Annotated in this window: 8 protein-coding genes; 4 read left to right on the forward strand and 4 right to left on the reverse strand. The window is 60.6% G+C overall.

The window, feature by feature from the left end; genetic code table 11:
• From ABJN75_RS13925 to paaG, 4 genes are all read right to left on the reverse strand, one after another.
• Positions 1-501: TetR/AcrR family transcriptional regulator (locus tag ABJN75_RS13925; protein ID WP_348440184.1), on the reverse strand; the 501-nt coding region annotated here is incomplete at its 3' end.
• 4 nt (positions 502-505) lie between these two features.
• Positions 506-1,816, reverse strand: a complete 1,311-nt coding sequence (paaK, locus tag ABJN75_RS13930) for a phenylacetate--CoA ligase PaaK (protein WP_348440185.1) — start codon at positions 1,814-1,816, stop codon at positions 506-508.
• A 75-nt stretch (positions 1,817-1,891) separates the two neighbouring features.
• Positions 1,892-2,335: a hydroxyphenylacetyl-CoA thioesterase PaaI gene (gene paaI / locus ABJN75_RS13935; protein WP_348440186.1), complete on the reverse strand. Its 444-nt coding sequence runs from the start codon at positions 2,333-2,335 to the stop codon at positions 1,892-1,894.
• The gene (paaG, locus tag ABJN75_RS13940) at positions 2,332-3,123 is read right to left on the reverse strand and encodes a 2-(1,2-epoxy-1,2-dihydrophenyl)acetyl-CoA isomerase PaaG (protein WP_348440187.1); all 792 of its coding nucleotides are present in this window, start codon (positions 3,121-3,123) and stop codon (positions 2,332-2,334) included. Before paaG ends, paaI begins: the two co-directional genes overlap by 4 nt.
• Before the next feature lie 111 nt (positions 3,124-3,234).
• On the opposite strand from paaG, the gene ABJN75_RS13945 reads away from it, so the two are divergent.
• The 4 genes from ABJN75_RS13945 (at position 3,235) to ABJN75_RS13960 (ending at position 10,658) form a co-directional block, all read left to right on the forward strand.
• Positions 3,235-5,298: a 3-hydroxyacyl-CoA dehydrogenase NAD-binding domain-containing protein gene (locus ABJN75_RS13945; RefSeq protein ID WP_348440188.1), complete on the forward strand. Its 2,064-nt coding sequence runs from the start codon at positions 3,235-3,237 to the stop codon at positions 5,296-5,298.
• Positions 5,299-5,358: 60 nt separating this feature from the next.
• Positions 5,359-7,392, forward strand: a complete 2,034-nt coding sequence (gene paaZ / locus ABJN75_RS13950) for a phenylacetic acid degradation bifunctional protein PaaZ (protein ID WP_348440189.1) — start codon at positions 5,359-5,361, stop codon at positions 7,390-7,392.
• 404 nt (positions 7,393-7,796) lie between these two features.
• Positions 7,797-8,678 carry a DMT family transporter gene (locus ABJN75_RS13955; RefSeq protein ID WP_348440190.1) on the forward strand — a complete coding sequence of 294 codons (882 nt, stop codon included), beginning with the start codon at positions 7,797-7,799 and terminating at the stop codon, positions 8,676-8,678.
• Between the two features lie 69 nt (positions 8,679-8,747).
• Positions 8,748-10,658, forward strand: a complete 1,911-nt coding sequence (locus ABJN75_RS13960) for a helix-turn-helix domain-containing protein (RefSeq protein ID WP_348440191.1) — start codon at positions 8,748-8,750, stop codon at positions 10,656-10,658.
• The last annotated feature ends 252 nt before the right edge of the window (positions 10,659-10,910 follow it).

Genomic DNA, 10,910 nt, shown 5'->3' on the forward strand with positions numbered 1-10,910 from the left:
CCAGTTGAGCATGCCGAACACCGACATGGTCACCGGCCCCACAAGGTCCGGCCGCCGGGAAAACCGGTCCGGCTCGATTGCCCGCACGGCTTCAGACATGCAGGCGACCAGCCGTCGCTGCAGCGCGCGCAAATGTTTCTGGTTGTCCTCGGGCAGTGCCGACAGCGCGTTGAGCTGCACCTTGTGTTCCGCATCGGAATCCCGGTAGGCGATCAGGATCGCCCGTATCAGCGCACGCAGTCTTGTCCGTGGCGAGCCGGGCCCGGCCGCCGCCGTCTCCACCACCTCCACCAGCATCGTCAGATGCGTGTCGAGAATATCGAACAGCAGCGCATCCTTGGACGGATAATAGTGGTAGATCAAAGCCTTGGAAACACCGCAAGCCTCGGCCAGCTTGCCCATCGAAGCCCGGTCGAAACCGTGCTCGGCAAAAAACACGGCGGCGGTCTGCAGGATCGCTTCGCGTTTGGCTTCGTGGTCCTTGGCGATGGTTCGGGCCATGAGCTCAGGTCTTGTTCCGGTTGTCGATCACGCGCTTGGCCTTGCCTTCGGAGCGCACCACATTGCCCGGCTCCGCCACGTCGATCCGCGCGCTGATGCCGACCGTGCTCTTGATGTGGTGCGCCAGTTCACTGGCCGCGGCCGCACGCGCCTGCTCGCTGGCGCCCGCGGCGGTGGATTCGACGTGAACCGTCATGTCGTCCATCCGGCCGGTGCGGCTCAGTTCGATCTGGAAATGCGGCGCCAGCCCTGCGCATTTGAGGATCTGTTCCTCAATCTGCGTCGGAAACACATTGACCCCGCGCAGGATGATCATGTCGTCGGACCGACCGGTGATCTTCTCCATCCGCCGCATCGATCGCGCAGTCCCTGGCAGCAGCCGGGTCAGGTCGCGGGTGCGGTAGCGCACCATCGGCAGCGCCTCCTTGCTCAGCGTGGTGAACACCAGTTCGCCGATTTCGCCGTCAGGCAGTACTTCCTCGGTGACCGGGTCGATCACTTCGGGGTAGAAATGATCCTCCCAGATGTGCAGCCCGTCCTTGGTCTCGACGCATTCATTGGCAACGCCCGGCCCCATGATTTCCGACAGTCCATAGATATCAACGGCGTGCATGTCGAAGGCCTGTTCGATCTCGCTGCGCATCGAATTGGTCCAGGGTTCCGCGCCAAATATGCCGACCGCCAGCGAACTTTCGCGCGGATCAATGCCCTTGGCGCGGAACTCGTCGAGAATCGACAGCATGTAGGACGGCGTCACCATGATCACGCGCGGCTTGAAATCGTCAATCAGCGAGACTTGTCGTTCGGTCATCCCTCCCGAGACCGGCACAACCGTGCAGCCGAGCCGCTCGGCGCCGTAATGCGCGCCCAAACCGCCGGTAAACAGCCCGTAACCGTAAGCAACATGCACGATATCGCCTGACCGTCCGCCCGAAGCACGGATCGAGCGCGCCACCAGATCCGACCAGTTGTCGATGTCGCCCGAAGTGTAGCCGACTACGGTCGGCTTGCCGGTGGTTCCCGACGAGCCATGCAGGCGCGCGATCTTCTCACGCGGCACGGCGAACATGCCGAACGGGTAATTGTCCCTGAGATCAAGCTTGGTCGTGAACGGGAATTTGGCCAGATCGGACAGGGATTTGAGATCGTCCGGATGTACGCCTTTCTTGTCGAACGACGCCCTGGTGTGCGGCACATTCGCATAGGCATGCGCCAGCGACCACTTCATGCGGCTGAGTTGAAGTGCGGAAATCTCGTCGCGCGAGGCAATTTCGATTGGGTCAAGACTGGCCCGGTCGGGTGTCAAATCAAGCATTGAATTCTCCTGCACTCCTCGGGCTGCGGTCAGTAATCACGCGCCCTCTCCCAAACTGTGTTCGTCGCCTGAAGCTCAGGCCGCCGGTTCGTCGAAATGGCTGCCCGATACGGTTCGTGACAATCCGCGGAATTCGGCGATCGCCACCCCGTCGTCCCGGCTCACCGTCACATCGTAAACCCCGGAACGACCGGCGAGTGTCACCTCGCGCGCCACCGCCGTCAGCCGGTCTCCTTCCCGTCCCGGCGCCAGAAACGCCACCGAGCAATGCTGCGCCACCGTCACGGTGTTGTGGCTGTTGCAAGCGAAAGCAAAGGCGCTGTCAGCCAGCGTGAAAATTGTCCCGCCATGGCACGAACCATGGCCATTGAGATGCTCCTTGCGCACCACCATCGACAGCGTCGCAATTCCCGGCCCCACCGATTCAATCTTCATGCCAAAAGCCTGGCTGGCGTGGTCGTCTTTCCACATCGCCATGGAAGAGCGCTCGGCCCGCTCCTGCTCGGAAATGGTGCTCATCGAGAGCCTCCGAATTCCGGATCGCGCTTTTCCAGAAACGCGCGAACCCCTTCGGCGTAATCGGCGGAAAATCCACATTCGCGCTGGTACTGGGCTTCAAGGTCGAGATGCGCATCGAGATGCTGACCGGCGGCGGCTTGCATCAATGTCTTCATCCGCCCCAGCCCGAAGGTCGGCCCGGCGGCAAGCTTTTCGGCCAGCGCCCGCGCCTGCGTCATCAGTTCGCCATCCTCGATGGCTTGCCAGATCATGCCCCACTCGGCCGCCTTTTCCGCCGGCACCGGCTCGGCGGTCATGGCAATCGCCTTGGCGCGCGCCTCGCCGACCAGCCGGGGCAGCATCCAGGATCCGCCCGCATCGGGAATGAGACCCACCCGGGAAAACGACTGGATGAACCGGGCGCTGCGCGCCGCCAGCACGATATCGCAGGCCAGAGCCACATTGGCGCCCGCGCCGGCAGCCACGCCATTGACGGCGCAGACGATGGGCTTTTCAAGCGTGCGGATGCGGCGGATCAACGGGTTGTAAAACTGGATCAGCGTGTCGCCGAGGTTCGGCGGCCCTGCCATCTTTTCCGGATCCCGCGCGCTGAGATCCTGGCCGGCGCAAAAGCCGCGACCGGCACCGGTCAACAACACCGCACGACAGCGCTCATCGCTATGCGCCATGTCGAGGCAGTCGGCCAGTGCCACATGCATTTCGTCGTTGAAGGAGTTCAGTCTGTCCGGTCGGTTCAGCGTGATTTCCAGCACGCTGCCGTTCCAGGAATGTAAAACCGGTTCACTCATGGCAAGGGTCCTCCTGAAAATAAGGGTTGCATAAGCCGACCGGTTGGTCAATTAATAAATCCACCGATATTGACCGGTAATACTGATTGAAATTTTCGAGGAGCCGCCAACATGCCCATGCCTTCCGCCACCCCCGAGACCGGCCCGGAAAAGCAGGTCGTGGATGTCCGCATCGAGAATGGCCACGCGCTGGTGACCATCGACAATCCGCCGGTCAATGCGCTTGCGGTCAGCGTACGCAAGGGGTTGATGCAAGCGCTTGAGGCCGTCAACCAGGCCAGGTGCAAGACCGCGGCTATCGTCTGCGCCGGACGCACCTTCGTCGCCGGTGGCGACATCTCGGAATTTGCCGGACCACCGCCGCTGCCGCATCTGCCCGATGTGCTCGACGCCATTGAAGCCAGCGCCACGCCGTTCATTGCGGTCATGCATGGCACAGTGCTCGGCGGCGGGCTGGAACTGGCGCTCGCCTGTGCCTGGCGCATTGCTGACGGGAAAACCAAATTCGGTCTTCCCGAGGTCAATCTCGGCCTGATCCCCGGCGCCGGCGGCACCCAGCGACTGCCCCGCGTCATCGGGCTGGAACGCGCCGCGCGCATGGCCGCAAACGGCAAGCCGGTGAACGCCAGCACCTTTGAAGAGTTCGGCGGCCTCGATCTGGTCTTCAGTGGAGATCCGATGGCGGCGCTGGCCGGGTTCCGCGACGCCCTGCCCGCCCGTCCCGCCAACACCTCCACCCGCCCGGTCGAGGATGCGGATCTCACCGCGCTGAAGGCAGAAATCACCAAATCGGCAAAAGGTTCAAATTCGCCGATGATCGCGCTCGAAACCACAGCGCTCGCGGCCACCATGTCGTTTGAAGAAGGCAGCAAGATCGAGCGCCGGACCCATCTGGATCTGCGCGACAGCGCCCAGTCGCGAGCCCTGCGGCGGCTGTTTTTCGCCAGCCGCTCGGTCACAAGGCCAGCCCGCCTGAAAGCCATCGAGCCAGCTCCGATCCACCATGTCGCCATCGTCGGCGGCGGGCTGATGGGAGCAGGCATCGCAGCCGCCAGCCTCGCCTCCGGCCATCGCGTCACCATGCTCGAGCGTGACACCGAAAGTGCACAAGCCGGCAAGGCCCGCGTTGAAGCCATCATCGCCAAGGATCTGGCCTCGGGCCGCATCTCCAACGACAAGGCCGAGGCGCGTCGCGCAGCTTTCTCCGCCGGCGCCGATTACGCCGCAGCTGTTGACGCCGACATCGCCATCGAAGCCGTGTTTGAAGACCCCGAAGTCAAGCGCGCGGTGTTCAAGCAGCTCTCGGATGTCCTGTCCGAGACAGCGCTGATTGCCACCAACACCTCCTATCTTGATCCCAACATGATCAGCCAGGGCATGCCAGGACCGGGTCGTTTCCTCGGCCTGCATTTCTTCTCGCCCGCCAACATCATGAAGCTGGTTGAAGTCGTCGGCACCTCGGTCACCACCGATCAGACCATGGCCACCGCCTTTGCCTTCGCCCGCGGCTTGGGCAAGATCCCGGTCGAGACCGGCGTCTGCGGCGGCTTCATCGGCAACCGCATCCTCTCGGCCTATCGCCGCCAGGCCGATTACTTGGTTGCCGATGGCGCCTCGCCCTATGATGTCGACAAGGCCATGCGAGGCCTCGGCATGCCGATGGGGCCATATGAGTTGCAGGACCTGACCGGGCTGCAGATCAGCTGGGCCAACCGCAAGCGCCAGCTCGCTGCAGGCACATGGCCCGGTCGCTACGTCGATATCGCCGACAAGCTCTGCGAGATCGGCCGTCAGGGCCGTGGCAGCCCGGCAACGAAGGGCTGGTACGATCACACAAGCGGTGCAGGCAAGCCCGACCCGGAAATCGAAGCCATGGTCGCAGCCTGGCGCAAAGAGCACGGCACCGCGCAGCAGACCTTCACCGCTGACGAGATCGTCATGCGCATCATGGCAGCCATCGTCAACGAAGCCAGTCTGATCCTCGAGGAAGGCATCGCCACCAGCGACACGGCTGTCGATATCGTCTGGAGCGAGGGCTATGGCTTCCCCAAACATCTCGGCGGTCCGATGTTCTGGGCCGAAGAGACCGGCATGGACCGGATGCGCGAAGCCTTTGCCGCCATCGATGCGCAAAGCCCCGGCTCGTGGAAAGCAGCCGGCGTGTTCAAGGGCTGACGCCCGCGCCGAACCAACACGCATGACACTTGGCGGGCCGCCGTCATGAGGGAGAGAGACATGGGTTTGATCAATGTGCACAGCTATCTCGCCGGTCAGTGGCTGGCAGCCGACGACGGCGCGCGGAACATCGCCAGTGCTGTCACCGGCGAGCCGCTGGCAATCGCCGGACAGGCGCGCCTCGACACGCAATCCATGATCGATTTCGCCCGGCAAAAGGGTGGACCGGCGCTTCGGGCGATGAGCTTTCACGACCGCGCCCGGATGCTCAAGGCGCTGGCGCTCGAACTTGGCAAGTTCAAGGACGAACTCTACGCGCTGTCCTATACCACCGGCGCCACCAAGCCTGACAGTATGATCGATATCGATGGCGGCATCGGCACCATGCTGGTCTATGCCTCAAAAGGCCGTCGCGAGATGCCCGACGGCCACATCTATGTCGACGGCGATCTGGAAATGCTGTCGCGTAACGGCACTTTCGTCGGCCAGCACGTCGCCACCTCGCTCCACGGCGTCGCGGTCCACATCAACGCCTTCAATTTCCCGGTCTGGGGCATGCTGGAGAAGCTGGCCCCCACCCTGCTCGCCGGTATGCCGGCCATCGTCAAACCGGCCACAGCCACCTGCCACGTCACCGAGCAAGCCGTTCGCCGCATGATCGAATCGGGCCACCTGCCCGAAGGCGCGCTGCAGCTGGTCTCGGGCAGCTTGGGCGATCTGCTCGACAAGCTTGATTATCAGGACGTGGTCGGCTTCACCGGCTCGGCCAAAACTGCGCTGATGCTGCGCTCCAATCCGCTGCTCTTGGAAAAAAGCGTCCGTTTCGTCGCCGAACAGGACAGTCTCAACGCCTCCGTGCTCGGTCCCGACGTGACCGAAAGCATCCCGGAATTCGACATTCTGGTCAAGGAAGCCATCCGCGAGATCACCGCCAAGGCCGGCCAGAAATGTACCGCCATCCGCCGCATCATCGTGCCCGAAGCCCTGCTCGGCCCGGTCGGTGACGCCATCGCAGACAAGCTCGCCAGGATCCGCATCGGCGATCCGGCGCTGGAAACCACCCGCATGGGGGCGCTGGCCTCCGCCGCGCAAAAAGCCGACGTGCTCGACAAGGCCCGCCAGATCGCAGCCGAATGCCGGGTGCTGACCGGCGATCCGGACGCCTTCGAGGTCGATGGAGCAGACAAGGCCAGGGGCGCTTTCGTCAAGCCGATGCTGTTTGCCTGCGATAATCCCGATGCTGCCGAAGCGGTGCATTCGGTCGAGGCCTTCGGCCCTGTGGCAACGCTGATGCCCTACCGCGATCTCGCCCATGCCGGCGAACTGATGAACCGCGGCCGCGGCAGCCTCGTCGCCTCGGTCATCACCCATGATCCCGCCGTCGCCCGGTCATTGCTATTGGACGCCGGCGCCGCTCATGGCCGCATCTATGTCAACAACCGCGACAGCGCCAAGGAAGCCACCGGCCACGGTTCACCATTGCCGCATATGGTCCACGGCGGACCGGGGCGCGCAGGCGGCGGCGAGGAACTCGGCGGCATCCGCGGCGTCATGCACTACATGCAGCGCACCGCCATCCAGGGCAGTCCCGACGTCATCTCTGGCATCACCGGCACTTGGATCAAGGGCGCGGCCCGGCCAATATCCACCGCCCACCCCTTCACCCGAACCTTCGACGACCTCGCCATCGGCGACAGCATCGAAGCCGGCCCGCGCACGGTGACGCTGGAAGACATCGAGACCTTTGCCCATTTCACCGGCGATACATTTTACGCCCACATGGACGAGGAAGCAGCCAAGGCCAATCCGTTCTTCCCCGGCCGTATCGCCCACGGCTACCTGCTTCTGTCCTTCGCAGCCGGCCTGTTCGTCTCCCCCGATCCCGGCCCGGTGCTCGCCAACACCGGCCTTGATGGGCTGAAATTCATGAAGCCGGTCTCGCCCGGCGACGCCATATCTGTGGCACTGACCGTCAAGCGCAAGACCCGCCGCACCGACGAATATGGCGAAGTCCGCTGGCATGTCGCGATCACCAACCAGGATGGCGACGACGTGGCCGAATATGAGCTGCACACCATGAACGAGTATGGCTGACCAGGTAGGCGACGGCTTTTTGCGCCAATCCACCACTCCGTAATATCGGACCCTGATCCCGGCTTTTCCGTCCGCACACGGTGAAAACCAAACGGTCCCCAGCATCCCGCCGGCGCCATCCACCACCCCGTCTTACCGGACTTGATCCAGACAAGCGAAGCGACGTCGTAGCCTCCGGTACCCAGCCAGACCAAGTTTTGGGCTGAAAAGACTCTTTGACCCGGCAAACGCCGGGTCGCTGGATCCCGGCTCGAGGCCGGGATGACGGCATCTAAGGGCACAACGCCCCAATCCCGAACACCTGTCCTGCCCTGCACCCATTCCTGTATCTCGCCACCAAAAATCAGGCTCGATTTCCGGGCCGATGCTGTTAGGGTCGCCGCATCAGCCCCGGGATGAATATATTGCTGCAATCACCGACAAAACTGCGAAGTCAGACCTCGACCGGCATCATTTTGATGTGCGTCGGCATTGCCTGCCTGTGCGTCAATGACGCGCTGGCCAAAACCCTGACGGTGACCTACTCGCCGCTGCAGATCCAGTTCTTGCGCAACGCCATCGCGCTGCCCTTCACCATTGTGATCGCCTGGAAGATGGGCGGCGGCGCAGCCCTGCGCTCGCACCGGCCCGTGGCGCATTTCATGCGCGGCGCACTGTGGATCGGCGCAACCTATCTGTTCTTCACCTCCATCCGCTATCTGGGTCTCGCCGAAGCCACGGCGCTGGTCTTTGTCGCACCACTGTTCATCACCGCACTCTCCGCCCTGTTCCTGCGCGAGCAGGTCGGCTGGAAGCGCTGGCTGGCAGTCCTCGTCGGCTTCATCGGTGTCCTGATCGCCGTCCGTCCCGGCACATCCACCTTCCAGACAGTCTCGCTGCTGCCGGTTGCCACCGCCTTCGTCTACGCGCTCTTGATGCTGTCGGCCCGCTGGGTCGATCCCCGCGAAAGCGTCTGGACGCTGCTTCTGTACATGACCGGCACCGGCGCAATCCTCAGCCTGTTCCTGGTGCCCGTCGTCTGGATCCCGGTCAGACCCGAAGACCTCTACCTTTTTGCCGCGGTCGCCATTTTCGGCACCGCCGGCATGACCATGATGACCCAGGCCTTCCGCCTCGCCCCCGCCGTGGTCGTAGCCCCGCTGGACTACACCGCCATCATCTGGGCAACGGCTCTCGGCTGGCTGTTCTGGAACGAGATCCCCGACGCGCTGACCTTCGTCGGCGCCGCCGTGATCATCGCCAGCGGCGTATTCATCATCTGGCGGGAGCACAGGGTGGGGAGGTAATTGCAAATTTTGGGCTTTAGGTGACCACGAACGGCTGTTAACCCCGAAGATGTGGCGTAGTATCAAACCATGGCAGAAGATATCGAAAACAAAGGTCAGAAAGATTCGCCCGATCCGGCTCGAGGGCGTAAATCAGGCATAAATTCCACTGCATTGAAGAGTGTGGCGGAGCAAATTCCCGATCAAAATGCTTTGATTCGATTTGGTATTTCAGACCAAAGCCGTCTCCAACTGCGCTCAGCACTGGCGGACGAGAACGATTGGCTCACCATCGATTCCCTGCGATCAGAGATGCTCGCTGCTGATGGGCCGATTAGCCGACTGAAACAGCGATATGCTCAAAACCCAAATACTCCACAAGCGGGCCTCTTTGGAACTCTCACGGCAAAGTACAATGAAGAAATCTCCAAAGATCCGAGAGCGATCAATTTTGCAGTCCTTTACGCAAGAGGTGCACGATTTTACGCAGCAAGAGTAACAGCTGATCGGCAGGTCTCGCTTGGTGAATGGCCGACGCCCGACGCTGATGAAGAGGAGCAAATTGAAGCGATCTGTTCGCTACACGGGCCTCTAATCATGGCCTCCGCGGTGGGGCGCCAACTAGTGGTCGATGCGCATGAGTATGAAGCTACTCCAGAAACCTATCGCCAAGAAGAAAAGCTCCTTGAGGAGTTTGGTGAGGTCTTGGCGGCTGAATCAGAAATAATAGAACCGGAAACCGCCGAAGCCATTTCTGATCTTACTGCATCGATTACAAACGACCCCCAACCGGCACGTAGCCGAGGTGTCCGACTGCTCGTGGCAGGGTCAGCATTGATAACCATCGTCGGTGGCACAGCTTGGCTGTCAGCAGGCGGGGCTGCTGCCGCCGTCGCTGTTCCACTGCTTCTATCTACTGGTGCAGGCATGATTCTTTGGGAGGTAGTCAAAAAAACCAGTGACTTTAGGGCGACCATCGATGGTCTGGCAGAAAGGTATGATTCTGCGTCAAGAAAAGCGGCAGAACGAACCAGCCGTGAGCAGGAACATCTCCTTGAAAATATGGAGAAACTCGTCAATCGAAAAAGGGATTTGTTTGCGCGGGTGGCCGATCTAAGGCCAGAATTTGGCTGGGCCAAGAAGTATATTCAAAATGACAAACAGCGTGACGAGGTTGGCGCTCCACAGCCACGCCACAATGAAGATCAGGACCGTGTTTTCATTCCTTTCAGTTCTCCTGTGGGGGTCTTGAACGCCTATGTAGCCACTTTTGAACTTGATGACGAATTTGAGCGCGAACTATGGATAAGGAAAATTGCGAGTTCAAGAGTTCTGGCCGACCTAAAGAGACTAGGTTTGGTTGAATATCCAGCACCTGGCATTGTCCGTCTTTCAAAAAAGGACGTCAACGATCCAGAAGGCATGTTCAAACACGCCGTTTCGAAGCAGGAAAGCATTCAAATAACCCGTGAAGCGTTGATTCGGACCCCATCTGCTGTGGCCTCAAACGTGTGCGATTTGATAACCAACAAGCTTGGTAAGGAGTTTGCCACAGATGCGACCGTACTTCGTGTCGGCAATGCGTTAATGCGCTGGACAAGGTGGCTTGAACCTCATCTTATTGATCCTCAGGATAGCAGAGCTTCCATACTTAGAGCCACCGCAACTGCAAGCACCGGAGTACGGGGACGAGCGCGGTTTAAGACTCAGGAAAATTTGAATTTCGTATCAGAAATATTATTAAATGGCGGCAGTCGCCGAGAAGCAGCCAAAAAACTAGGGATCACTCCCGAGGCAATATCTAATTGGATTGCTGAAGGGATTGTGCCGGGAATAACTCCACAATCTCGAGGGAGGCTCCCTAAAACCTCCGAAAATTTGGAACTTGCATCTAAGTTACTTAGGCAGGGCCTCACTTACGAGGAAGTAGGCAAAAGAACAGGTGTTAAGGCTGCAACAGTTAAAAAATGGGTACGCGACGGAAAATTGTCGACTCTATGAATAAATAGGAATTTCAGTTAAAATATATTACATATAATTCCTATTTATAATCTGGCAAAGATTCCCATTCACATAAATACAATCCCAATAAGCACCGGAAGACCCCGCGTCACCAAAGCCTCTATTCCCTCTGACCTACTCACAAATTCTCCTCACCCATAGCGCTCCGCCGTCAGCCCCTCAAACGAGATCTCGGGCTGCTTGCCCAGCACCAGATCAGCCACCGCGCGGCCCGAGCCGCAGGCCATGGTC

Source organism: Hoeflea sp., from assembly GCF_039975035.1.
Lineage (GTDB): Bacteria > Pseudomonadota > Alphaproteobacteria > Rhizobiales > Rhizobiaceae > Hoeflea.

Bases quoted from the DNA above. Each gene is read 5' to 3' on its own strand.
- paaK (WP_348440185.1), bottom strand. From the start codon at position 1,816: ATGCTTGATTTGACACCCGACCGGGCCAGTCTTGACCCAATCGAAATT.
- paaI (WP_348440186.1), bottom strand. From the start codon at position 2,335: ATGAGCACCATTTCCGAGCAGGAGCGGGCCGAGCGCTCTTCCATGGCG.
- paaG (WP_348440187.1), bottom strand. From the start codon at position 3,123: ATGAGTGAACCGGTTTTACATTCCTGGAACGGCAGCGTGCTGGAAATC.
- ABJN75_RS13945 (WP_348440188.1), top strand. From the start codon at position 3,235: ATGCCCATGCCTTCCGCCACCCCCGAGACCGGCCCGGAAAAGCAGGTC.
- paaZ (WP_348440189.1), top strand. From the start codon at position 5,359: ATGGGTTTGATCAATGTGCACAGCTATCTCGCCGGTCAGTGGCTGGCA.
- ABJN75_RS13960 (WP_348440191.1), top strand. From the start codon at position 8,748: ATGGCAGAAGATATCGAAAACAAAGGTCAGAAAGATTCGCCCGATCCG.